Here is a 25,673-nt window from a genome sequence, read left to right as displayed (position 1 = left end):
TCTAGTTTATCAAAAATTGACTCTCGCCTCAAGAAATATGCCCAGACATTTCTGCACACAAAAAAAGCCATCCGAAGATGACTTTTCAATGCTTAAATAGCGTTTTTATCCTTACCGAGTGCACGTTGGACGGCTTTGACAATTTCAACAAGAACCACAATCATAATTGCACCTACAGCAACCACCAACCATTGCGTCAAACTCAAGTTTGAAACGTGGAAGAGTTTATTAAATCCAGGTACCATAATGGTTGCCATTAAGAGAATAAAGGCTACTGGAATCGACCAGTTAAAGGTCTTGTTCTTGAAGAGTCCCACTTTAAAGATCGATTGATAGACCGATTTCACGTTAAAGGCATGGAGCAATTGGATTAAACCGAGAGTCGCAAAGGCCATAGTCAAAGCATCTGCATGGATTTCTGCGTGACTCTGGTGCTCTGGGAAAAGAATTGCCCATCCGTATACGCCAAGTACCAAGATAGTTTGGAAGATTCCTTGATAAAGGATGGCTCCAAAGACCCCACCGTCAAAGAAGTTGGACTTACGTCCACGAGGTTTGTGGGTCATGACACCTGGCTCAGCTGGTTCCACACCAAGAGCGATAGCTGGTAGCGTATCTGTTACCAAGTTAATCCATAATAGATGCACTGGTTGAAGAACGTCCCAACCAAAGAGGGTTGCAAAGAAGATAGTGAAGACCTCAGCCATATTAGCAGACAAGAGGTATTGGATGGATTTTTGAATATTGGAGAAGACCTTACGTCCTTCTTCAACTGCTACGATAATGGTTGCGAAGTTATCATCGGCAAGGACCATATCAGAAGCTCCCTTAGAAACCTCTGTACCAGTAATCCCCATACCGATACCAATATCAGCAGTCTTAAGTGATGGCGCATCGTTGACCCCGTCACCAGTCATGGCAACAACCTTGCCTTCTTTTTGCCATGCTTTCACAATCCGAACCTTGTGCTCAGGCGATACACGCGCGTAAACAGAGTATTGCTTGAAGACTTTTTGGAATTCTTCATCAGTGAGTTCATTCAACTCAGCACCAGTGAAGACATGGTCTTCTGTATCATTTGGATCGATGATTCCAAGACGTTTGGCGATAGCTTCCGCTGTATCTTGGTGGTCACCAGTAATCATGATTGGACGAATGCCTGCCTCCTTAGCGACACGAACAGCTTCTGCAGCTTCTGGACGTTCAGGGTCAATCATGCCGACCAAACCAGAGAAGACAAGGTCAGATTCAACAATTTCAGATTCTAAGGTTGGAATTTCATTGCTTGTCTTATAAGCCATCATCAAGACACGAAGGGCTTGTTTGGCCAAGTCTTTGTTGGTAGCAAGGATAGCTTTCTTATCTTCCTCTGTGATTGGGCGAACTTCCCCATCGACTTCAATACGAGTCACACGTTTGAGCAATTGGTCAGGTGCACCCTTGACAGCGATAAAGTAAGAGCCATCTGCTTCCTTATGAATGGTAGACATGAGTTTCCGGTCTGAGTCAAATGGCAATTCAGCCACACGTGGCTCATCCTTCAAGACTTCACGGACGTCGAAGTTGTGGTCCAAACCAAACTGTACAAGGGCTGTCTCAGTTGGGTCCCCAATCAATTTGCCAGATGGGTCTACCTTGGTATCATTGGCAAAGTTCATGATGCGAAGGGTATTGTTGCTAGCAGCAATCTCAGCTGCCGAGCTTTGCAATTGACCGTTGGTATAAACCTTCTCAACTGTCATTTGGTTCATGGTCAAGGTACCTGTTTTATCAGATGCGATGATTTCTGTTGAACCAAGTGTTTCAACGGCTGGCAATTTACGAACGATTGAATTGCGTTTAGCAAGGGTTGTCGTTCCCAAAGAGAGAACGATGGTTACAATGGCAGGAAGACCTTCTGGAATCGCCGCAACCGCAAGGGCTACCGCAACCATCAAGCCTTCCAACGGATGTTCACCACGAACGAAGACACCAACCAAGAAAGTAATGACCGCAATCACAACGATTAAGTAAGTCAAGGCTTTAGATAATTGTTCCAAGCTTTGCTTCAATGGTGTTTCAGTCTCATCGGCATTAGCCAACATATCTGCAATCTTACCAACTTCTGTATACATACCAGTGTTTGTCACGACACCAATACCACGACCGTAAGTTACGTTTGAGTTTTGGTAACCCATATTAACTCGGTCCCCAATACCAGCATCTGCTTCTACCATTTGAGTAATATCCTTTTCAACCGGTACAGACTCACCAGTAAGAGCAGCTTCTTCGATTTTAAGAGACGCCGCTTCAAGCAAACGCATATCGGCAGGCACCACATCTCCAGCTTCAAGCAAGACGATGTCCCCAGGCACCAATTCTTTTGAGTCAATCTCAATAACATGACCATCACGACGAACACGAGCCATCGGGCTAGACATATTTTTCAGAGCTTCAATGGCTGCTTCTGCTTGCCCTTCTTGGTAAACCCCAAAGGCAGCATTCAAGACTACAACAGCCAAGATGATCATGGCATCCGTTAGACCGTCCATTCCTTCTGTAATCACAGAAAGTGCCGCTGCCGCAAGCAAGATGATAATCATCAAATCCTTAAATTGATCAAGGAATTTAGCTAGTAGGCTACGTTTTTCGCCCTCTTCCAACTCATTACGACCATAAGTCGCTAAGCGTTCTTGAGCCTGGGCGGTTGACAAACCTTCGACAGATGAGTCCAAGTTCTTTAGGACTTCCTCAGAAGATTGCGTGTAAAACAAATCTTTATTTTGTTCTTTTGACAAAACAGTCTCCTCCTTTTTGGCCTGTTTTTTAAAAAAACAAGTCTCGCTGTTTAATATAGTGCCGGAAATAATTCGGAATGACGACACTATCGCGGGAAATCCGTCAGCTACTCCCTTGAGTGGTTTCATTATACCACAACTCGTAAAAAAATCAAGAAAAACTACTGATAAACTAGTCTTCCCATGTCAATTCTAAACGATAGGTCGCAAACTGTTGACTTCCGTCTGCCGTTAACAACTGATAAGACAAACCAAGCCTATTTTGCTCCAATCTATATTCCTGAGTATCAATCACAAACTGCTGCATGCCTAGGGGAGTTGGAATGAGCGCATGACCTTTCTCTGAAGCTATAAATTTCATGATGGATTTTGGCGTTGAAAAGCGCGTCATGGTCAATTCTTGATTATGAAATTTCAAAGCGACTTTTTCGCCTTCTTCGTTTACGTAAAGCAGATAGTGATAGCCACCTTTTTCCTTCCATTCCCCTTCGTAATATTGGTCCATCACTTCCACTTGATCATCAAATTGAATCTGATTTTGTATTCTAATCTTCAAAAGTTCCCATCCTTTCCCTCTTTCCTTTATTTTACCAAAAACTTCTTTCTTTTTCCTATTGCAACCATCTCTCGATACCAATTTAGGCCGTTTTCTGCTATAATAGAGGTATGAATGAAAAAGTATTTCGGGATCCTGTGCACAACTATATTCACGTGGATCACCCAGTCATTTACAAGCTCATTAATACGAAAGAATTTCAACGACTACGTCGCATCAAACAGTTAGGAACCTCTGGGTTTACCTTTCATGGGGGCGAGCATAGTCGTTTTTCGCACTGTCTAGGAGCCTATGAAATTGCTCGGCGCATCCTATCAATCTTTGATGAGAAATACACCGACCAATGGGACTCAAGCGAATCCCTTCTCACCATGGTTGCCGCCTTGCTCCATGATATCGGACACGGTGCTTATTCGCATACCTTTGAAGGGTTATTTGATACAGATCATGAAAAAATGACCCAGGAAATTATTACCTGTCCTGAAACAGAAATCTACCAGATATTAATTCAAGTAGCACCTGATTTTCCTCAAAAGGTAGCTAGTGTTATCGACCACACCTACCCTAATAAACAGGTGGTGCAGTTAATCTCTAGTCAGATTGATGTCGATCGCATGGATTACCTTCTAAGAGACGCCTACTTCACTGGTGCTTCTTACGGAAATTTTGATTTAACTCGTATATTGCGTGTCATTCGCCCAGTAGAAAACGGAATTGCTTTTCAGGTCAATGGGATGCATGCGGTTGAAGATTATGTTGTTTCTCGCTATCAAATGTATATGCAGGTCTACTTTCATCCAGCCACCAGAGCAATGGAAGTCCTATTGCAGAACCTGCTCAAGCGGGCACGTCATCTCTACCTTGAGCATAAGGAGTTCTTTCAAGCGACTTCTCCTCGACTGATTCCTTTTTTTGAGCACCAAGTTAGCCTGGCCGATTACTTGGCTTTGGACGACGGCGTTATGAATACCTACTTTCAATCTTGGATGGAGAGTCCTGACTCCGTACTCTCTGATTTGGCCCAGCGTTTTATCAATCGCAAGGTTTTCAAATCCATTCTCTTTCAAGATAAGGATGAAGAACAATTAGCTGCTCTCAAACAACTGATTCAAGAGGTTGGTTTTGATCCAATCTATTATACAGCTATCCATCGAAACTTTGACCTTCCTTACGACGTTTACCGACCAGATTCAGAAAAACCTCGTACTCAAATTGAGATCATCCAAAAGGATGGTAAATTAGCTGAGCTATCCCTACTCTCTCCTATCGTTGCTTCCTTAGCTGGTAGTAGACAAGGGGATAACCGCTTCTATTTCCCAAAAGAAATGTTGCTTGAAAATAGCTTGTTTACACCTCAACTACACTTATTCCAGTCCTATATTGTTAACGATACCTTCACAGGAGAAAAAGATGAACATTAAACTTGTTGCACTTGATATCGATGGGACCCTTTTAACATCTGACGGCCAAGTAACCCCCGAAGTTTTTCAAGCCATCCAAGATGCCAAAGCTGCAGGCGTTAAAATCGTTATCACAACAAGTCGTCCTATCGCAGGGGTCTCAAAACTTTTAAAAGAACTCCATTTGATGGATCCTGGAGACTATGTCATTACCTTTAATGGCGGTCTGGTTCAAGAAACCGCTACTGGAAAAGAACTCATCAAGGACCTTTTAGATTATGAGGACTATCTCGATATCGAGTCTCTTGCTAACAAACTCCAAATCCACTCTCATGTGATTACTAAAGATGGCATCTATACCAGCAATCGCGATATCGGACGCTACACCATTCATGAATCTCAACTGGTCAATATGCCCCTTTATTACCGGACGCCTGAAGAAGTTCGTGAGAAAGAATTTGTCAAGGCCATGTATATCGATGAACCAGATATTCTAGATGCTGCGATTGCAAAAATCCCTAAAGAATTCAAGGATCGCTTCACTATGGTCAAATCAGCTCCTTTTTATTTAGAAATTCTAGGGAAAACAACCAATAAGGGAGCAGCTGTTCTTCATCTAGCTGAACGACTTGGAATCCAGCAAGAAGAAACCATGGCCATAGGAGATGAGGAAAATGACCGTTCCATGCTAGAAGTCGTGGGACATGCCGTCGTTATGGAGAATGGCAATCCAACTCTTAAAAAAATTGCTACACATATTACCAAATCAAATGATGAATCTGGCGTTGCTTACGCCATTAGAAAGTGGGTATTATAAGAAATGTACCATTACCAGCTAGGAATTTCTGCTAGTGAGCATGATGACTTTGTTATTCAGAGTGACCAAACCAATCTCTTACAAAGCAGCTCATGGGCAAAAATCAAAGATAATTGGGGAAATGTACGGGTTGGTTTTTATCAAGAAGACCAATTAGTCGCTGTTGCAAGCATCTTGATTCAACCCCTGCCACTTGGCTTTTCCATGCTCTACATTCCTCGAGGCCCCATCATGGATTACCAAAACAAAGAGCTGGTTTCATATGTAATCCAGTCCCTTAAAAAGATAGCCAAACAATACAAGGCCTTATTTGTGAAGTTTGATCCAAGTCTTTTCTTGAGTAAACAATTGATTGGACAAGAAAATACGGAAAACACTGATGTACAAGCGGTCATCGACACCTTAACTAAAGAAGGGATTGAATGGACTGGCCGAACCAGTGATATGGCAGAAAATATCCAACCACGCTTTCAAGCGAATATCCACAAAGAGTTTTTCACCGAGCAAGATCTTTCAAAATCTACTCGACAAGCCATCCGAACCGCTCGAAACAAAGGAATCCAAGTGCAATTTGGCGGGACTGAATTGTTAGAGGACTTTGCTTCTCTCATGAAAAAGACTGAGGCACGTAAAAGCATTCATTTACGGGGAAAAGACTACTACGAAAAACTACTCACAACCTACCAAGGACAATCCTACATTACTTTATCTACTTTAGATCTCGAGAAACGGAAAAGCTCCCTTACAAAAGATCTTGAAAAAAACAAGGCAGAGGCTGAAAAATTCACAGAAAAAACAAAGCCTGGCAAGGTTGAGAATAACCAAAAAGAAAAAGAGCGTATAGAAGAAGAATTGCAATTTCTTGAGCAGCATCTCCAAGCAGGTAGACAGGTTGTTCCTTTATCTGGGACCTTAACCCTTGAATTCGGTGGGACGTCTGAAAATGTTTATGCAGGGATGGATGAAGAATTCCGCCGCTACCAACCTGCTATCCTCACCTGGTATGAAACTGCCCAACACGCTTTTGATCGTGGTGCTTCTTGGCAAAATATGGGGGGCATTGAAAATTCACTCGATGGTGGTCTCTATCATTTCAAATCAAAATTTAATCCTGTCATTGAAGAATTTGTTGGGGAATTCAACCTCCCAACCAGTCCACTTTATCCACTTGTAAACAAAGTCTACAAGATCCGGAAAAAATTAAGGAGTAAATAAGTTACATGACTCTTACGACAATTTCAAAAGAAGAATTTACCTCATTTGCAAATACTGTCTCCCATCGCTCTTTTATCCAGTCTGCTGAAATGGCAGATCTGCTTGAAAAGCGAGGAAATACCGTCCAATTTATCGCTTGGAAGCAAGAAGATCAAGTCCAAGTGGCAGCAATCTTGTACAGTCTTCCTATGACAGGTGGTCTCCATATGGAAATCAATTCTGGCCCCCTTTACCAAAAGGAAGCTATGCTAGAACCTTTCTATGCAGCTTTAAAAGACTATGCGAAAGAAAATGGGGCTATTGAACTCGTTATTAAGCCCTATGATACCTATCAAACCTTTGACAGTGACGGGAATCCAACCAGTGAAGAGCAAACTCATTTCATGGATACCCTAAAAAAATTGGGCTATCAGCATGATGGTTTAACAACAGGTTATCCAGGAGGAGAAGGTGATTGGCATTATGTGAAAGATATGGAGGGCATCACCGAAAAAAATCTTCTCAAGAGCTTCAGTAAAAAAGGAAAGCCACTTGTCAAGAAAGCTAAATCTTTCGGTATTAAACTGAAACGATTAAACCGAGATGAACTGCAACTCTTTAAGGATATTACTTCCTCAACCAGTGACCGTCGCGACTATCAGGATAAGACCTTGGATTATTACCAAACTTTCTATGACAGTTTTGGCGACAATGCAGATTTCATGATCGCAACACTGAACTTCCACCATTACTACACGAATCTTGAAAAAGACCAAGGAAAACTAGCACAGAAGATTGAGAAATTACAGAAAGATCTTGAAGTCAACCCACATTCAGAGAAAAAACAAAATCAACTTCGTGAATTCTCTAGCCAGTTTGATACCTTTGAGGTGAGAAAGAAGGACGCGAAAGAATATATTGAAAAATATGGAGATCAAGACGTCATTCTTGCAGGTAGTCTCTTTGTCTATATGCCACAAGAATCCACCTATTTATTCAGTGGCTCTTATACAGAATTTAATAAGTTCTATGCTCCTGCTGTTCTCCAGGAATATATGATGCTTGAAACCATCAAACGTGGTATCCCAAGATATAACTTCCTTGGTATTCAAGGAATCTTTGACGGGTCAGACGGTGTTCTTCGTTTCAAACAAAACTTCAACGGCTACATCGTCCGTAAGATGGGGACCTTCCGTTATTACCCAAATCCTCTGAAATACAAAATGATTTCTCTCATTAAGAAACTATTAGGACGTTCCTAACTCAAAAGACCAGCTTTGTAGCTGGTCTTTTCTACTATAAAAAAGACGAGAAATCTCTCGCCTTTTTATATATCATTATTTAACAAAGTCAAGCAATGCCAAGAAGCTTTCTGGATCAAGTGATGCACCACCCACAAGAGCTCCATCAACGTCTGGACAAGCCATGTATTCAGCAACGTTTTCAGGTTTCACTGAACCACCGTATTGAACACGTACTTTGTCAGCCACTTCTTGACCAAAGTCAGCAGCTACAACGTCACGAACAACTTTACACATTTTTTGTGCGTCGTCTTGTGAAGCTGATTTACCAGTACCGATCGCCCAGATTGGTTCGTATGCGATAACTGTTGAAGAGACTTGCTCTGCAGTCAATCCTGCAAGAGCAGCTGAAACTTGAGCCCCTACGAATTCTGCTGCTTTACCAGCTTCGTAAGTTTCAAGAGACTCACCACAACAGATGATTGGAAGCATACCGTTCGCAAAGATTGCTTTTGCTTTTTTGTTGATGTCTTCATCAGTTTCGTGGAAGTAGTCACGACGTTCTGAGTGACCGATAACAACGTAGTCAGTACCGATTTCTTTCAAAACTTGTGGGCTAGTTTCACCAGTGAAGGCACCAGCATTTTCAAAGTAAGTGTTTTGTGCAGCAACTTTAAGGTTTGAACCTTTAGCAGCAGCAAGTACAGCTGTCAAGTCAACTGCAGGAGCTGCGATGCCAGCTTCAACAAGATCAGCTGAAGGAAGTTTTGATGCTACAGCTTCAACGAATGCTTTTGCTTCTTCTGGATTTTTGTTCATTTTCCAGTTACCAGCGATAAATGGTTTACGTGACATTTCACATACCTCTTTTTTCTAATTTTATACTATCTATTTTACCATAAATTTCGTCATAATGAAAGGTTGCACAAGCTCATTTTACTTTTTACCAAAATAAAAACCCCGTCTTCACGGGGTTTTCTGTCTGTCTATATAATTGTTAATCTGGGAACTAGATCGAATTAAGCTTCGATTTCAGTAACCATACCTGAACCAACAGTACGTCCACCTTCACGGATTGAGAATGTAGTACCTTGTTCAACGGCGATTGGGTGGATCAACTCAACGTCGATAGTCACGTTATCACCAGGCATTACCATTTCAGTTCCTGCTGGAAGTTCGATAGATCCAGTCACGTCAGTTGTACGGAAGTAGAACTGTGGACGGTAGTTGTTGAAGAATGGAGTATGACGTCCACCTTCTTCTTTAGTAAGGATGTAAACTTCACCTTTGAATTTAGTGTGTGGGTTGATTGAACCTGGTTTAGCGATAACTTGTCCACGTTCGATTTCATCACGTTGGATACCACGAAGAAGCACACCAACGTTATCCCCTGCAAGACCTTCGTCAAGTTGTTTACGGAACATTTCAACACCAGTAACAACTGCTTTTTGGATTTTTTCTTTGATACCAACGATTTCGATTTCGTCGTTGACACGAACAACACCACGGTCGATACGACCTGAAGCAACTGTACCACGTCCAGTGATTGAGAATACGTCTTCGACTGGAAGAAGCAATGGTTTGTCGGTATCGCGTTCTGGTTCTGGGATGTACTCATCAACAGTATCCATCAATTCCATGATGATGTCTTCATATTTAGAGTCACCTTCAAGAGCTTTAAGAGCTGAACCTTGGATAACTGGAAGGTCATCACCTGGGAAATCGTATTCTGAAAGAAGGTCACGGATTTCCATTTCAACCAATTCAAGCAATTCTTCATCGTCAACCAAGTCAACTTTGTTCATGAAGACGATCAAGTGTTTAACACCAACCTGACGTGAAAGAAGGATGTGTTCACGTGTTTGTGGCATTGGTCCATCAGTTGAAGCTACTACAAGGATAGCTCCGTCCATTTGAGCGGCACCAGTGATCATGTTTTTAACATAGTCCGCGTGTCCTGGAGCGTCGATGTGAGCGTAGTGACGTTTAGCAGTTTCGTACTCAACGTGTGCAGTGTTGATAGTGATACCGCGTTCGCGTTCTTCTGGAGCAGCATCGATAGACGCATAGTCTTTTGGTTGGTTAACTGATGAAGGCAAGCGACGTGCCAAAACAGTTGTGATTGCTGCAGTTAGGGTAGTTTTACCGTGGTCAACGTGTCCGATTGTACCGATGTTAACGTGCGGTTTACTACGATCGTATTTTTCTTTTGCCATTTGAGTAAAAGCCTCCAATAAAATATATTTTATAGATAGACAGTAGGCAATACAGTCTAACTTTCCTTACTATTCTATCGAATTTTAGATAAAATTGCAAGCCTTTTACCTATATTTTCTTAATTATTCCCCTTCTTTCCTTTTGTTTTGTCCTCTTGCTGAAAGATCCTGATCAAGCTTTGAAAATCCTCATTTGAAATCTTTAATTTAAACTCGTTAAACATCTTCTATCACTTCGTTTCAGAGCAGAAAAAATCGGAACAATGTTCCGATTTTTTTAACCTGAATTTCGTAATCCTGTAGCCACTCCATTGATGGTGATATGGATTAGCTTGTCTTGATCGGCTGATAGTTGTCCAGTCCGTTGACGTCGAATCAATTCTAACTGAATATAGTTCAAGACGTTAAAGTACGGCATCCGATAATCCAAACTTTCTTTCAGATAAGGGTTTTCCGCGAGCAATTCGTCATGCTCCTCAATCATCAGGATGATATCCTTGGTCAATTGCCATTCATGTAAGATAATCTGATAGATATTGCGGACTTCTTCTTCCTCACACAATTGCGCATACTCAAAGGCAATATCCATGTTGGCTTTGGATAAGACCATGTCCACATTTGACAAGAGAGATTGGAAGAAAGGCCAGTTTTTATACATGTATCGAAGGGTTTCAATATTCTCAGGATCCTCATCGATAAATTCCTTAAAGCTAGAACCTACTCCATACCAACCAGGGAACATTACCCGACTTTGTGACCAAGAGAAGACCCATGGGATAGCACGCAAACCACCGATTTCTGTAATGGTCTTACGAGCAGCAGGACGTGAACCAATATTAAAGCTTGAAATTGCTTTGATCGGACTTGATTCAAAGAAGTAATCATAGAAGTGCTCATTTCCAAAGACCAAATCACGATAGATATCGTAACTGCGATTCACGACTTTATCCATGACTTCCCCGAAACGATCAAACATAGAGAATGGACTCTTTTGTTCGGCAATCATTCGGTTAATGGTTGCAGAGACGAGCATCTCAAGGTTGTAGTAGGCAGCATCTTTATTTCCATATTTATTGCCGATTACTTCTCCTTGCTCAGTTAAGCGGATGCGGTCATTAATGGATTTCAACGGTTGAGACGTGATGGCTTCATAAGTAGGACCTCCACCACGACCAACAGTCCCACCACGACCATGGAAGAAGGTAATCTTCACTCCAAACTCGTCTCCGATAGCGGTCAATTGTTGTTGGGCTTTAAAGAGGGTCCAACAAGAAGACAAGTATCCACCATCTTTGTTGGAATCAGAGTATCCTAACATAATCTCTTGGTAGTTGTTCTTAGAAGCAATCCAACGTTTGGCAATCGGAAGAGACAAGTAACTTCTCATGGTTTCTTCTGAATGATCCAAATCTTCGATCGTTTCAAACAACGGTACGATTTGAACGCGAGCTTTTTCCGTATCGACTAAGCCCACTTCTTTCAACATCACAGCCAATTCCAACATATCTGACACACTGGTTGCATGAGAAATGATGTTTTGACGAATGACTTCTTCTCCTAAACGATCCTTCAATTCACGGGCCGTTTGGAAAATCACTAATTCTTTTTCAAGCAGTTCAGATTTTTCAGCATGGGTTGCTGATAAAATACGTGGGTCTTCTAAAAGTTCTTTCAAGAGAACTTGACACTTTTCATCCTCTGATAAATCAGAATAATGGTCATTAATTCCAGCTGATTTCAGCAATTCTGCCACACAGGCTTCATGCACACTCGAATCCTGACGCATATCAATAGAGGCCAGATAGAATCCAAAAACATCGATGGCTTCTAGAAGTTCTGCAAATTCACCAGAAATCAAATACTCTGATTTGTTTTCTAACAAGGAATCTTTGATCTTTTCAAGGTCTTCTTTAAATTCTTGAGCAGAGGCATAAGCTGGTGCTTCTTTCTCAGAAATTTTCTTTAGAGCTCCAGAGATACGATTGCCGATATAATCAGAAACTGGCCCTTGTTGATGAGCATTTGCTCCTAATAACCTCTCGACAGCATAACGATCTTCTCTAGTTTCCCCAACCATAGTCCATTCTTTTAAATTGACCAAAGTCTGGATCAATTTTGACTGGATATAGTGGAAAGCTCGACGGTAAGGTTCTTTTTCACGAAAGACGGATGTATCACTGGATAGGGCTGCCATTTCAGCTACTGCTTCACTTGTTTTAGAAAGACTCGTTGAAAGGGAGAAATGACGGTATAATTTAGAAATCTTTTCGATGTAATAGTTCAAAATGACTTCGCTTTGAATAGTTGCTGAACGCTTCAAGGTCTCAGCTGTTACAAATGGATTCCCGTCCCGGTCTCCCCCAATCCACATGCCCATTGTGATCGGACGTGGTTGTTCAAGCTCTAATCCATGCGCTTTTGCCAAGCGTTTGTATTCCAACATCAGATTTGGAACAGCTTGTAAGAAAGAGCTATTGTAATATTCCATGACGTTGGTGATCTCATTGGTAACCTTCAATTTTTTGTCACGAATCATATCCGTTTGCATCATGATTTCGATATTGCAACGAAGGTTGTTATACCACTTATTCTCATTCATTAAGCCAGCTTTAACATCCCGGTGCTGACGAAGAAGAGCATGAATATGATTGGTTAAATCCAGCATGGTTTTTCGTTGCACTTGAGTTGGATGGGCTGTTAAAACAGGTACAATATTGAGATTTTCAAGAATTTCTTGTGCATTTTCATTTTTCGCAACTTCTTTGATGGTTGAAGAAAGTTTTCCGAGGTATTCACCATCCACGTTATTCAAATGATTGATTTCATAGGCCAAATCGACATCTTCTGAGATGTTAATCAAGAGTGGTAAAATCGCAAAATAACGTGAAATCACTGTCATTTCTTCATTTGTCAATTGTTCCACTAGTTGATTTAACTCACGATAGTTCTGTGTTTTTGATAGATCCTTCAACTGCCTAATTTTATCAAAGGTTTCCGGACGAACCAAATTTTTCGTAATATCATCTAATAAATTGGTTAAGATTTCGGCTTCTTCTTTGATAATATCTTTATTTGTGAAGTTCTCTAATTTTTGTAAGACCATTTTTTCTCCTTTTTGAATAGCCATTCAACAATTCCCTTTTAATAATAAGGTTTGATTTTACCTTTTTCTTCAAAAACCATGCCTTCTCGTTCCATCTTAGCCCGTTTTTCACTAGCGTCGATATTCAAAACGAAAGCAATCGCTACGGATAAGACCCATAAGCTATTTCCCCCTTGGGATAAGAAGGGGAAAGTCACTCCTGTAGACGGAATCAAACCAGAAATTCCTCCGATATTAATGAAGGTTTGCACTAAGATCATCCCACCGATCCCAATGGCCATCATCGAATTAAAAGGATTCTTTGCTCGAATACCGACTAAAATGATCCGAAGAATTAAGAAGAATAAGAGAGCAAGGATCAAACTAGCTCCAACAAAACCTAATTCTTCAATCACAATCGCAAACACAAAGTCTGTGTGCGCTTCTGGTAAGTAACCTTGTTTTTCAATGGAATTTCCTAGCCCCAAGCCAAACCAACCACCGTTACTCATGGCATAGTAGGAATTAGCTAATTGGTGACCTGCGCCAGACAAATCATTAAAGGGGTTAAAGAAGGCACTAAAGCGTTTGGCTACATAACCAAAGACTGGAATTTTAGCGACACGGTCCACACCGATAATCCAAATTGAACCAAGGACAATGGACGATACTCCAACAACTAAACCAAGTAAAGAGGTAAACCAACGGTAGCCCACTCCACTAGCCGTAATCATGATCAAGACCGTTAAGGCCAAGATCGTCGCATTTCCCAAGTCCGGCATAATCACAACGATTCCAATCAGAATCAAGGTCAGCCAACGCCAATCGTTTAAATTCCTTGGAATCCATTCATTGTGGGTCAAGGCTTGATAATCATAATCGCGTATCTCGTCTTGTCGTTTAGAAAAGATCAAGGCTAGATACCAGACTAAGATCACCTTGAGGTATTCTGCCGGCTGGATACTAAACCCTCCAGGAATCGTCAACCAACCGTGAGCTCCATTGACGGTATCTGTGATAAACCTAGACAGAATCAACAAAATCACTTCAATAAAAATGACAAAAGCCAGCACTTTTTTATTTCGAAGGAAGTTTAGGCTAAATTTATAAATCAAGGCGATGGTTAGGAGACTTAGGATAAAAAAGAGCCCCTGTGTCCGGACCATCCGAATCGAACTCACTCCACTTTGAATTGCCAAGGCACTTGTTGTCGAATAGACAACAATCAAGCCAATGATGGATAAAATCAAATAGGGAATGAGGATGGAATAATTTAAAAGATGTCTTTTTTCAATTTTCATAATTCACCATATTCCTAATATTCAACCTCCATTATATCATTTTTAAGAAGCAAAACCAAGGAAAGGCCAGAAAAGATTCGGCTTCTTCCCCATTTTCAAGAAATATTCTAATCATTCTTCTTATTTTCATATATTTTTATCCTTTTTCGATGAAAAGATTCCTTTTTTTTTGAAAATAATGGCTGAAATCAGCATCTTTTAAGCATTAAGTTTTGCCTTTTCGTTTTTTTTACGGTAAAATGTTTCTGTATGAGAAAAAGGATAAAACCCGTTGTTCTCTTGGTCTTTTTTATCGGTATCATTTCTTTTCTCGTTCTCTCACGAACGATTGCCGATCTGCAAGCCAGAGAGCGACAAGAAACAACCCAAACGATTCCGAACTCCAATACACCTAAAAAAACAACCACTGCAAGCTCTTCTTCTAAAAAAGAAGAAGACATCAATCCAGAACTGGTTGGCCGTCCGATCATTGATATCTCAGGCTGGCAATTGCCTAGTGAAATTGATTACGATGTCCTTTCCCAAAATGTGGGAGGTGTAATCGTACGTGTCCATAGTGGGGCTCAAGCTAAAAAGGAAAATGCGGCAACCTACTTAAATGGTCTGGATAAATCTTTTAAAACTCATATCCAAGAATTCCAAAAACGAAATATCCCTGTCGCAGTCTATGCTTATGTCGCTGCTAAGGATAAAAAAGAAATGGAAAAAGAAGCAGAAGAATTTTACAAGGCTGCTTCTCCTTACAAACCGACCTACTATTGGTTAGACGTTGAGGAAAAAACCATGAAGGATATGAATGCAGGTGTTGAAGCTTTCCGAGCAAAACTACAAGCTTTGGGTGCAAAAAATATTGGACTCTATATCGGAACTTACTTCATGGAAGAACATAGTATCTCCACTGATAAATTTACGGCTCTTTGGATTCCTACTTATGGATTTGATGATGGCTACTATAATGCCGCGCCAGATACCAACACGGAATACGACTTGCATCAATATACCTCTCAAGTGCAATTAAATGGATTCTCACACTACTTGGATCTCAACCAAATTGCTCCGACGCAAGACCAAGAAGCGATTTATCGGAAACTTTTCAAGGTACAAAAAGATAACTCTTCCTCATAGCCTTAAAACAGCAGATCAAGTGGCTTTCACTTTTTCTGCTGTTTTCTATTTTTCAGGAGAAGGCAATATTGCCACTATTATATGTTATAATGGTCTAATGAAATCTGGTTTTGTAGAGAAAAAGAGAAAAGGAGAAAGCCATGGCAAAAAAAAATAAAGTGAAAAAAACCTTGGTCGAGCAGATCTTAACAAAAGCAAAAATTGAGCACATAGGCTTACAAATCAACGCTTTAGAAGGGATCTTACCAGAAGGGATTGATCGCTCTACTATTTTCAAAACCCTAGCTCTCAAAGGAGATAAAACAGGGCCTGTGATTGGGATCATTCCTATCACGGAGCATCTTTCAGAGAAAAAATTGGCCAAATTATCGGGCAATAAGAAAGTGGCTATGATTCCTCAAAAGGATCTCGAAAAAACAACTGGTTATATTCATGGGGCCAATAATCCGGTGGGCATTCGTCAAAAGCATTCTTTCCCAATCTTTATCGATGAATCAGCCCTTCAGTTAGAAACCATGATCGTATCTGCTGGGGAAATCGGCCATAGTATTCAAATCAAACCACAACTTCTAGCAGACTTCGTACAAGCGACTTTTGCAGATATTTTAGAATAATGACAGAGAAGGAGACAAGATTGTGAAACTATATTTTATTCGACACGGACGGACAGAATGGAATGAAGAAGGACGTTTTCAGGGATCAAATGGCGATTCTCCGCTGTTACCAGCCTCTATTCATCAGCTTGAAAAATTAGGAAAGCACCTGGCTACTGTTCCTTTTGATGCAGCCTTTGCAAGTGATCTACCACGAACAGTCCATACCGCACAGATCCTCCTCGATCAATTGGAAACACCTCTAGAATTGCAAGCAACGCCTGCTCTTCGTGAATGGAATTTGGGAAAATTGGAAGGAGCTAAAATTTCTACTATTTCAGCTATCTATCCCCAACAAATGGATGCCTTTCGCCATAACCTAGCCCGCTTTCAAAATGAAATCTTTGATGCAGAATCTGTCTATGAAACGACCAAACGTACCTGTGATTTTGTAAAAAGCCTGAAAGGAAAAGAGCTCGATACCGTTCTCATCGTTGGACATGGGGCTAATTTGACAGCTTCTATTCGAACCTTGCTTGGTTATGACACAGGAGAACTTCGCAAAAATGGCGGACTAGATAATGCCAGCGTGACGATTCTGACAACAGATGATTTTGAGCACTATCACTTAGACACTTGGAACGACACCTCTTATATGGAAGACTAAAAAACACTGATCTTGCGATCAGTGTTTTCTTTTAGCTTATTTCATAGTTGGGAAGAGAAGGACGTCACGAATTGTTGTTACATTTGTCAACAACATAACGAGACGGTCAATACCAATTCCAAGTCCACCTGTTGGTGGCATACCATATTCAAGGGCTTCAACATAGTCATAGTCAATGCCTGTAGCTTCGTCATCTCCCAATTCTTTGGCACGCGCTTGTGCTTCAAAACGTTGCAATTGATCGATCGGATCATTCAATTCGGTGAAGGCATTCGCATACTCTTTGGTCATGATGAAGAGTTCGAAACGGTCAGTGAAGCGTGGATCTTCTGGATTTTTCTTAGCCAAAGGTGACACTGCTACTGGGTGACCGTAAACAAAAGTTGGTTGTGTCAAGGTTTCTTCAACGAATTCTTCGAAGAAGGCATTGATAATTTGTCCCACTTCTGTGTAGTGTTTTTCAACTGGTACATGTTTTTCGTTTGCAAGTGCTACAGCTTCTTCAAAGGTCATGTCTTGCCAGAAGTCAACACCTGTGATTTCTTTGATCGCATCAACCATGTGAACCCGTTTGAATGGTTCGTTGATTTTGATTTCTGTTCCTTGGTAGTCAATTGGACCATCACCATGGACCGCTTTCGCAGCATGTTGGATAATGCCTTCTGTTAAGTCCATGATATCGTGGAAGTCAGCGTAAGCTTGGTAGACTTCGATAGAAGTGAATTCAGGGTTGTGAGTAGCATCCATTCCTTCGTTACGGAAGATCCGTCCGATTTCATAAACGCGTTCCATCCCACCAACAATCAAACGTTTCAAGTGGAGCTCAGTCGCGATACGAAGCACCATATCAATGTTTTGTGCATTGTGGTGAGTGATAAATGGTTTGGCAGCCGCACCACCAGCTTCATTGTGAAGCACTGGTGTTTCCACTTCAAGGAATCCTTGACCATCTAAATAACGACGGATTTCAGAGATGATTTTTGAACGGGTTACAAAGCGTTCGAAGCTTTCACGGTTTGAAATCAAATCCAAATAACGTTTGCGATAGATGGTTTCAACATCTGAAAGTCCGTGGAATTTTTCAGGCAAAGGACGAAGGGCTTTTGACAAGTGAGTGATATGAGTTGCTTTAATCGAAAGTTCACCCATATCTGTGCGCATGATTTCCCCTTCAACACCAAGGAAATCACCAAGGTCTGCTTTTTTGAAGATCTCGTAGTTTTCTTCTCCAACTGCATCCTTACGAACGTAGATCTGAATTTGACCTTCACGGTCTTGAAGATGGGCAAAGCCAACCTTTCCTTTTCCACGTTTTGTTACAAGACGACCGGCAATAATAGCTGTTTCGTTCAAGTCGTGGAGTTGTTCTTTATCTAATTCTGAATATTTTTCTTTTAATTGACCTGAATTTGCAGTGCGTTCGAATCGCTTCCCAAATGGATCGATTCCTTGTTCACGAAGGGCCGCCATTTTCTCACGACGGACAATCTGCTGGTCATTTAATTCTTCCATATGTTCAGTAGTCATTTGGAACCTCCTAAGTTATTCTCTCCTATTCTATCATATTTAGGCCAGAAATTCACTAATATTTACCAATTAAACAAAAATAAGGCAGAAGAAAAAATGCAGCTTCTTGAATGAATACTCTAAAACATCTGAAGACCGTCGTTGACTACCTAAATAGCTTGACCTGTATAAGACAATATGATTGAAAAGGGTTCGACAAAAGTACAAAAAAGGAGCGTGGTGAATCCTGAACCATTCATCCTGACCCGCTCCTATTTTTTATTCATAACGCAGTGCTTCGATCGGATTTAACTTAGAAGCCTTATTCGCTGGTAAAATTCCAAAGATGATGCCTACAAAAGCAGAGAAAATAATACTGCCGATGGCGACATTTAAGGAAATAATCGGTGGTCCTTCTAGGGAGGCTGCTGCGAGTGTAGTAATCAAGCTATTCACACCATAAGCAAGGCCAAGTCCAATCAGCCCACCAATGATGGTCAAGACCATCGACTCAATCAAAAATTGAACCAGAATCTTACCTCGGGTTGCTCCCAATGCTTTGCGAAGGCCAATTTCTCTCGTCCGCTCAGTGACAGAAACCAACATGATATTCATGACTCCGATCCCACCAACTAAGAGAGAAATCCCAGCAATAGCTCCGATTACTGATGTCATAATTCCTACTACTTTATTGGTTTCCTCTAGGATGCTATCCAAATTAAAGATTTGAAATTCTCCCTGGCGAACACCTGAAAGTTCTGTTAACTTTTGAGCAGCTTCGATCCCGACGGTTTTGATCTGCTTCACATCCGGCACATGGACGACAATATTTTGAATTTCATCCGTTCCGAATTCAGATGCCAGCTGGGTATTGGCCATCAAGGCGCTTCCACCTGAAGAAGCTCCATAGAGGGCTGTCCCTGCATTTGGATCCTTGAAAATACCAACGACACGATAATTGTTGTCCCCAACAGAGACCACCTGATTCAGTGGATTCTCCGTTCCAAATAATTGTTGGGCCAATCCTTCATCAAGGAGCACCACCCGGGAGAAATTACTATAGTCTGAAGGGGTTAATTTTCGTCCAGATAAGAGTTCAACCTTTTTGACAGAAAAATAGGTTTCATTTACCCCTTGGATGTTTACCCCTTCTGCTTTTTTCTTTTGAAAAGCAATGGTTGCATTGGAGGTATTGCTAACATAGTAACCATCGATGCCTTGAATCTTGGTTAATTCCTTAACCCAAGATTCTTGCACAACTGGTGGTGCTTCTTGGACTTGACCATCAACATCTTCAGCGTTTTCCCCATCGATATCCGATGGAGCAGCCATCCCTCGGTCTTCAGCTGCAGGGCCACTTTCGCCTCCGCCTCCGCCTTCTCCTTCTCCAGTATCATCAGAAGGGCCAATATTGATTCCTGTTACATAGCCACTCTTGTTGGGAGAATAGGAGATTTGTACATACTCTTGGTCCTTGGTGAAGGTCTTGGTGACACCAGCTTTCATACCATCTCCCAGAGCCATGATGACAACGACAGAAGCGACCCCAATAATGATCCCTACCATGGTCAAGAAAGACCGTAATTTATGGCTCATAATCGAGCTGATCGCAAATTTCCAATTTTGCATTAGGTCCCCCTTTCCAGCTTGCTATCTGAGGAGATCACTCCATCACGAATGACGATGCGGCGATGCGCAAAGGCTGCAATTTCTGGCTCGTGTGTAACCATGATAATGGTTTTTCCTTCTTGGTTTAGCTTGGTTAACAAGTCCATTATTTGCTCCCCCGTCTTGGTATCTAGGGCTCCAGTCGGCTCATCTGCTAAGACGATGGCTGGCTGATTGACAAGGGCTCGAGCAATCGCAACCCGCTGTTTTTGACCCCCTGAGAGTTCCGACGGCAAATGGTGCATGCGAGAATGGAGCTCCACCTTTTCAAGGTACTGCTCAGCTAATTCCTTCCGTTTAGCAGGATGAACCCCTGCATAAATGAGAGGCAGTTCTACATTTTGAAAGGCATTGAGCTTAGAGAGAAGAAAGAATTGTTGAAAGACAAAACCGATCTGTTCATTTCGAACACGTGCTAATTTTTTCTCACTGAGATTTCCAACCTCCTGACCTTCTAGGAAATACTCTCCACTGGTCGGGCGGTCCAACAAGCCAATGACGTTCATCAAGGTCGATTTCCCTGAGCCAGATGGACCCATAATGGCCACAAATTCTCCCTCTTCGACTTCTAAATCGATGTCTTTTAAGACACGAAGTTCCTGATCCCCATTTTTATAGGTTTTATTAATTCCTTTTAGCTCAATCAATTTTGTCATATTTTCCGATCTCTTTTCCATCTTCCAGTTTCTCATTAGGATTCACAATAACTTGAGCATCTTTCTTCAAGCCTGACAAGATTTCCTGGTTTTCAGCATCGGCGTTACCAAGCGTCACTTTTACTTTCTTAGCCTTGCCATTTTCGACCGTCCATACATAGCTCGTATCCCCATCAGCCATGATACTTGTCACGGGAACAAGGGGATGTTGAGTAGAACTTTTGACTTCAATATTGACAGAAAAGCCTTGTTTGAGTTCTCCAATCTCACTGGTAATATCCACTGTAAATGGGTACTTGGCTCCACCGCTTCCTTGTGTTCCACCTGCTGCATTGGCACCTGCTTGACCCGCGTCAGTCGGATAGTTGGCTACATAAGAAATCTTTCCTGTCCAGGTTTTATCCGGATAAACCTTGGAAGTGATGACCACTTCCTGACCTTCAGAGATATTGGCCAAATTGTATTCAGACAATTCCCCTTTGACTTGTAAATTCCCGTTGCTCACAATGTGAACCAGAGTTTGGTTGGTCCCTGTAGTCGATTTTGAAACATCTTTATTGACTTCGACCACGGTACCATCTGTATTACTCCTAACTGTTGTCGCATCCAGAAGAGCCTTAGCCTTGTTCATATTATCGACCGCATCCGACTTGGCATCTCGTAAATCGCTAGCTTGAGAATCGACTGTTCGCTGAGTCTGAGAAGCTGATTTGTCATCTGCCTCTTCATCTCCTGTCGTATCAATGGTCACACCATTTGTCAGTAAATCATTTAACTGACGATCTGCCTTATTGACAGCACGAACGGCTGCATCATAAGCGGTTTGGGCCTCTGTACTACTATACTGAACAATTGGCTGACCGGCCGTCACTTGATCTCCTACATTGACCAAAATCGACTGCAAATCCCCTTTGGTTCCATCAAAATAGACATACTGCTCCTGGTTGGCAGTGACTTTCCCAGTTAACAAGACTGAAGAAGCGATCGATCCATCCTTGACCGTTTGCACCATTGGAGTTTCTTTCGTGATTGCTTGATCAGGAGTACTTGGGTGCGAAAACACCATCACACTTCCTGTTCCAATCACCGCAATAGCTGCACCTGCAGCTGCAAATAGTTGCCATTTTTTCAATTTCTTCATCGTTTTTCTCCATCAAAGAAAGCGTTTTATTCTATACCATAGTATACCATATTTCCTTACTTTTCTATCTAAAATTGACACGGCAACATGAAATTTAAATGCTTGGTAACATGCTAAACCCTTGACTTTTGTAACAGTTGATATTACAATCAAACTGAAGTCCCATTTAGGAGGAAAACATGAAAGAATTTGATATTATTTCAATCGGTGGAGGTAGTGGAGGAATCGCTACCATGAACCGGGCTGGAGAGTACGGAGCGCGCGCTGCTGTCATTGAAGAAAAACAATTGGGTGGCACCTGTGTCAACAGAGGATGTGTGCCTAAAAAGATTATGTGGTATGGTGCACAAATTGCAGAAGCAATTCGCGATTATGGACCAGACTATGGATTTACTTCTGAACAGACAAAATTTGATTTTGCAACCTTAAGAAAAAATCGCGAAGCCTATATTGACCGTTCCCGTAATTCCTATGATGGCAGTTTCAAACGCAATGGGGTTGAACGAATTGAAGGACGTGCCCGTTTTGTGGATGCTCATACGGTTGAGGTAAATGGAGAAACCATTAAGGCCAAGCATATCGTAATTGCGACCGGTGCCCATCCCTTTATTCCTTCTGTTCCTGGAGCTGAATTTGGCGAAACTTCTGATGATGTCTTTGCTTGGGAAGAACTTCCTACATCTGTTGCCATTATTGGAGCTGGCTACATCGCAGTGGAACTAGCCGGTGTGCTCCATGCCCTTGGTGTTCAGACCGATCTCTTCGTTCGCGGTGATCGTCCATTAAGAAAGTTTGATTCCTACATTGTCGATGGCTTAATGGAAGAAATGGAAAAACAAAACCTTCCGCTTCACAAACACAAGGTTCCCATGAAGCTTGAAAAATTAGAAGACGGTCGTGTGAAGATTTATTTTGAGGATATGACCAGCCACGTGGCAGATCATGTTATCTGGGCAACAGGACGAAAACCAAATGTCCAGGATCTCAATCTAGAAGCTGCAGGCGTCACCTTAAATGAAAAAGGATTCATTGCAGTGGATGAATACCAGAATACAGTTATTCCAGGAATCTATGCTCTTGGGGATGTCACAGGAGAAAAAGAATTAACTCCTGTCGCTATAAAAGCTGGACGCACTCTTTCTGAACGACTATTCAATGGAAAAGTCAATGCCAAAATGGATTATACAAACATCCCGACTGTTGTCTTTTCTCACCCGGCTATCGGAACCGTTGGCCTAACGGAGGAAGAAGCCCAGCAAACTTATGGTAAAGAGAATATCAAAGTCTATACTTCTCAATTTGCTTCCATGTACACTGCTGTAACCCAACACCGCCAGCAAGCAAAATTCAAACTCATCACTGCTGGTCCCGAGGAAAGGGTCGTTGGCCTTCATGGTCTTGGCTACGGAGTCGATGAAATGATCCAAGGATTTGCAGTTGCTATCAAGATGGGAGCGACAAAAGCCGATTTCGATGCAACTGTCGCCATTCACCCAACCGGATCCGAAGAATTTGTAACTATGAGATAAAAAATAAGAGGCTGGGACAAAAGTCCTAGCCTCTCAATTGTTTTTGGATTGTCGAGCAAGACGCAGTGGTTGAGTGGGCTCTAATACGCTGATTTCATCAGCTTTTACAGCCCTACTCAACTGTGCGGAGGTGGGACGACGAAATCGAATTCTATCAAATTACCGATTTCTGTCCCACTCTCTTTTTCTTTGTTTATGGTAAGATGGCAATGGCACGGACAGGTGAACCAGTTGCCTTGTCCCAGTGAGGGAAAGCAATCGAAATCAAAGCACCTACAGCTGGAACTTGGTCCAATTGGTTCAAGACTTCAACTTGGTAGATATTTTGTTCCAAGAGGTAGTATTCATTGACCAAGCCATGCTCTGCTGCTGGAATACCTGCATCGGTATCAAAGGTTTCATGACCCACAGCCTTAACATGGCGTTCATGAATCAAGAATTCCAAGGCTTCACGGCTCCATCCTGGACTTTGTTGAACCCCATTTTCATCAAGATTGCGCATAGCATCTTGATCTGGCCAACGTTTTGACCAATCACTACGGAAGGCAACAAAAGCACCCTCAGCAATTTGTCCATGCTCTGCCTCAAAGTCTAAGATATCTTGTTTGCTCAAGATAAAGTTTGGATTGGCTGCAACTTCTTTAGACTTGTCGATAACATAAAGTGGCAAGAGGAGATCTTTGAGGTCAATCTCATCCAACCAACGACCCCCTTCTACAAAGTGAATCGGTGCATCGATATGAGTTCCGTATTGACCAACCACTGTAAATTTTTGAACATGGAAACCATCTTTTAATGTAAAAAGGTCTTCTTGTTGCAAGGCAGGAAGGGCTGGGAAGTGTGGACTTTCCGCATTGATTTGGTGACTCAAGTCCACCCATTTTTTAGCTTGCAATTCTTTATAAATACTTAGTAAATCTGACATGTTTCTTCCTCCTTATTCGCCCCAAACTTCAGCGACAATTTCCTTAATCAAACCGATTTTTTTCCATTGGTCTTCTTCTGTCAAAATGTTTCCTTCTTCTGTCGAAGCAAAGCCACACTGAGTAGACAGGTAAAGATTTTCCAACGGTACATACTGACTTGCTTCTTTAATACGAGCAATCACTTCGTCCTTGTTCTCCAGTTGACCACTCTTAGATGTCAAAAGGCCTAACACCACTCCTTTACCAGGGGTTACTTCTGCAAGTGGTTCAAAACCACCAGCACGATCAGTGTCAAACTCAAGGAAGTAAGCATTGACCGCTTCTTCTCCAAGGAGTTCTTTGGCAATCGGCGCATAACCACCTGATGAAGCCCAAGTGGAATGGAAGTTCCCACGACAAACGTGCGTATTGACAGTTAAACCAGCTGGAACATGTTGGTAGACATCGTTGTTAAAAGTCAAGAAGAGATCAGCGAGTTCTCGGCGAACCTCATCTTTTGACTTGCCTTGGGCTGCTCCCCAAGCCGTCAAGAAATTATCGTCTACCAAGACACCCCACGTACAGTCATCTACTTGAAGGGTCCTAAGTCCAGCGTCATACAAATCTTGAATCACTTGAAGATAGGCTTGCTTGATGTCTTCACGAACAGCCGCAAAATCAGGATAGATGGTATTCAATTGTTCTACATGTTCTGCATCACGGATCAATTCAAAATAGAATTGCGCAGGTGCTGGGATGGTATATTTAGCCTCTACACCATCTACATCTGCTACAAGATCACGCAAGAACTTGTAATGCTCTACAAATGGATGATTGGCTCCTGTGATTTTTCCAACGACAAGCGCTGAGTCCGCCTTGGTTGTTTCATCATGGAATTGATAGCCTTGGGCAGCTTGGACATGATCAATGCCCCCAAAGCCCCAGAAGAAATCCAAATGCCAATAAGCTCGGCGGAATTCTCCATCTGTTACTGACTTTAGACCAGCAACAATTTCTTTTTCAACGAGGTCACGAATCGCCTGATCTTCTACTTTTGTTAAGTCAGACTGACTGATTTTTCCAGCTGCGAAATCTTCACGAGCTTGAACCAAAGCTGCTGGACGAAGAAATGAACCAACATGGTCTACGCGATAAGGTGCATGTGTATGTGTCAATATGATTCCCTCTTTCCTATAAGTTTTACATTAATTCATCAATGCAACCATTATAGCAGTCCAACACCTGACAAACAAGGGTTTGAGATAATCTAATATCTTTGATATCTATATAGCCTTAGAC

20 protein-coding genes are annotated in these 25,673 nt (G+C 41.8%); 8 read left to right on the top strand and 12 right to left on the bottom strand.

Annotated elements, in window-relative coordinates; translation table 11 throughout:
• Positions 1-92: 92 nt before the first annotated feature.
• Both SM122_RS00270 and SM122_RS00265 read right to left on the bottom strand, forming a co-directional pair.
• Complete coding sequence (locus tag SM122_RS00270) at positions 93-2,777, bottom strand: cation-translocating P-type ATPase (protein WP_195326767.1); 2,685 nt, start codon at positions 2,775-2,777, stop codon at positions 93-95.
• A gap of 172 nt (positions 2,778-2,949) precedes the next feature.
• A complete protein-coding gene (locus tag SM122_RS00265) occupies positions 2,950-3,333 on the bottom strand; it encodes a DUF1934 domain-containing protein (RefSeq protein WP_006597388.1) in 384 nt (127 codons plus the stop codon).
• A 110-nt stretch (positions 3,334-3,443) separates the two neighbouring features.
• Here SM122_RS00265 and SM122_RS00260 point away from each other — a divergent pair, with 110 nt between their 5' ends.
• Genes SM122_RS00260 through SM122_RS00245 form a run of 4 tightly spaced genes read left to right on the top strand, consistent with a single transcriptional unit; the run spans position 3,444 to position 8,006 of the window.
• Positions 3,444-4,754, top strand: coding sequence for an HD domain-containing protein (locus SM122_RS00260; protein ID WP_324737667.1), 1,311 nt, complete (start codon positions 3,444-3,446; stop codon positions 4,752-4,754).
• On the top strand, positions 4,744-5,550 hold the full coding sequence (yidA, locus tag SM122_RS00255) for a sugar-phosphatase (protein ID WP_195326766.1): 807 nt from the start codon (positions 4,744-4,746) through the stop codon (positions 5,548-5,550). The genes SM122_RS00260 and yidA overlap by 11 nt, the downstream gene beginning before the upstream one ends.
• Before the next feature lie 3 nt (positions 5,551-5,553).
• A complete protein-coding gene (locus SM122_RS00250) occupies positions 5,554-6,765 on the top strand; it encodes an aminoacyltransferase (RefSeq protein ID WP_195326765.1) in 1,212 nt (403 codons plus the stop codon).
• Between the two features lie 5 nt (positions 6,766-6,770).
• Complete coding sequence (locus SM122_RS00245; protein ID WP_031574023.1) at positions 6,771-8,006, top strand: aminoacyltransferase; 1,236 nt, start codon at positions 6,771-6,773, stop codon at positions 8,004-8,006.
• Positions 8,007-8,081: 75 nt separating this feature from the next.
• On the opposite strand, the gene tpiA is transcribed toward SM122_RS00245, so the two are convergent.
• The 4 genes from tpiA to ftsW form a co-directional block, all read right to left on the bottom strand.
• Positions 8,082-8,840: a triose-phosphate isomerase gene (tpiA, locus tag SM122_RS00240; RefSeq protein ID WP_031574020.1), complete on the bottom strand. Its 759-nt coding sequence runs from the start codon at positions 8,838-8,840 to the stop codon at positions 8,082-8,084.
• A 164-nt stretch (positions 8,841-9,004) separates the two neighbouring features.
• Complete coding sequence (tuf, locus tag SM122_RS00235) at positions 9,005-10,201, bottom strand: elongation factor Tu (RefSeq protein WP_031574016.1); 1,197 nt, start codon at positions 10,199-10,201, stop codon at positions 9,005-9,007.
• 277 nt (positions 10,202-10,478) lie between these two features.
• On the bottom strand, positions 10,479-13,304 hold the full coding sequence (gene ppc / locus SM122_RS00230) for a phosphoenolpyruvate carboxylase (protein WP_324737666.1): 2,826 nt from the start codon (positions 13,302-13,304) through the stop codon (positions 10,479-10,481).
• A gap of 38 nt (positions 13,305-13,342) precedes the next feature.
• On the bottom strand, positions 13,343-14,584 hold the full coding sequence (ftsW, locus tag SM122_RS00225) for a cell division peptidoglycan polymerase FtsW (RefSeq protein ID WP_155169447.1): 1,242 nt from the start codon (positions 14,582-14,584) through the stop codon (positions 13,343-13,345).
• A 249-nt stretch (positions 14,585-14,833) separates the two neighbouring features.
• On the opposite strand from ftsW, the gene SM122_RS00220 reads away from it, so the two are divergent.
• From SM122_RS00220 to SM122_RS00210, 3 genes are all read left to right on the top strand, one after another.
• The gene (locus SM122_RS00220) at positions 14,834-15,709 is read left to right on the top strand and encodes a GH25 family lysozyme (RefSeq protein ID WP_324737665.1); all 876 of its coding nucleotides are present in this window, start codon (positions 14,834-14,836) and stop codon (positions 15,707-15,709) included.
• A gap of 140 nt (positions 15,710-15,849) precedes the next feature.
• Entirely contained in the window at positions 15,850-16,323 is a 474-nt protein-coding gene (locus SM122_RS00215) for an aminoacyl-tRNA deacylase (RefSeq protein ID WP_070448757.1), read from the top strand.
• A gap of 22 nt (positions 16,324-16,345) precedes the next feature.
• Entirely contained in the window at positions 16,346-16,969 is a 624-nt protein-coding gene (locus SM122_RS00210) for a histidine phosphatase family protein (protein WP_031574000.1), read from the top strand.
• Positions 16,970-17,005: 36 nt separating this feature from the next.
• Here SM122_RS00210 and lysS read toward each other — a convergent pair whose 3' ends face one another.
• From lysS to SM122_RS00190, 4 genes are all read right to left on the bottom strand, one after another.
• Positions 17,006-18,496 carry a lysine--tRNA ligase gene (gene lysS / locus SM122_RS00205; RefSeq protein ID WP_003016025.1) on the bottom strand — a complete coding sequence of 497 codons (1,491 nt, stop codon included), beginning with the start codon at positions 18,494-18,496 and terminating at the stop codon, positions 17,006-17,008.
• 258 nt (positions 18,497-18,754) lie between these two features.
• Positions 18,755-20,104 carry an ABC transporter permease gene (locus tag SM122_RS00200; protein ID WP_003008077.1) on the bottom strand — a complete coding sequence of 450 codons (1,350 nt, stop codon included), beginning with the start codon at positions 20,102-20,104 and terminating at the stop codon, positions 18,755-18,757.
• A complete protein-coding gene (locus tag SM122_RS00195; protein ID WP_003002759.1) occupies positions 20,104-20,799 on the bottom strand; it encodes an ABC transporter ATP-binding protein in 696 nt (231 codons plus the stop codon). The genes SM122_RS00200 and SM122_RS00195 overlap by 1 nt, the downstream gene beginning before the upstream one ends.
• Complete coding sequence (locus SM122_RS00190; protein ID WP_195326762.1) at positions 20,783-21,940, bottom strand: efflux RND transporter periplasmic adaptor subunit; 1,158 nt, start codon at positions 21,938-21,940, stop codon at positions 20,783-20,785. The genes SM122_RS00195 and SM122_RS00190 overlap by 17 nt, the downstream gene beginning before the upstream one ends.
• A gap of 179 nt (positions 21,941-22,119) precedes the next feature.
• Between SM122_RS00190 and gorA the strand changes: the two genes are divergently transcribed.
• A complete protein-coding gene (gene gorA, locus SM122_RS00185; protein ID WP_195326761.1) occupies positions 22,120-23,469 on the top strand; it encodes a glutathione-disulfide reductase in 1,350 nt (449 codons plus the stop codon).
• Between the two features lie 193 nt (positions 23,470-23,662).
• Here gorA and SM122_RS00180 read toward each other — a convergent pair whose 3' ends face one another.
• On the bottom strand, positions 23,663-24,394 hold the full coding sequence (locus SM122_RS00180; RefSeq protein ID WP_003015569.1) for a cyclase family protein: 732 nt from the start codon (positions 24,392-24,394) through the stop codon (positions 23,663-23,665).
• A 12-nt stretch (positions 24,395-24,406) separates the two neighbouring features.
• On the bottom strand, positions 24,407-25,549 hold the full coding sequence (locus SM122_RS00175; protein WP_155169439.1) for a 5-methyltetrahydropteroyltriglutamate--homocysteine S-methyltransferase: 1,143 nt from the start codon (positions 25,547-25,549) through the stop codon (positions 24,407-24,409).
• Positions 25,550-25,673: the final 124 nt, after the last annotated feature.

Origin of the sequence: Streptococcus gingivalis (assembly GCF_035544715.1) — a bacterium.
In the GTDB taxonomy this organism is placed as follows: Bacteria; Bacillota; Bacilli; order Lactobacillales; family Streptococcaceae; genus Streptococcus; species Streptococcus gingivalis.
Note: the sequence above shows the minus strand (reverse complement) of the source record. Positions and strands in the feature narration are given on the sequence as shown.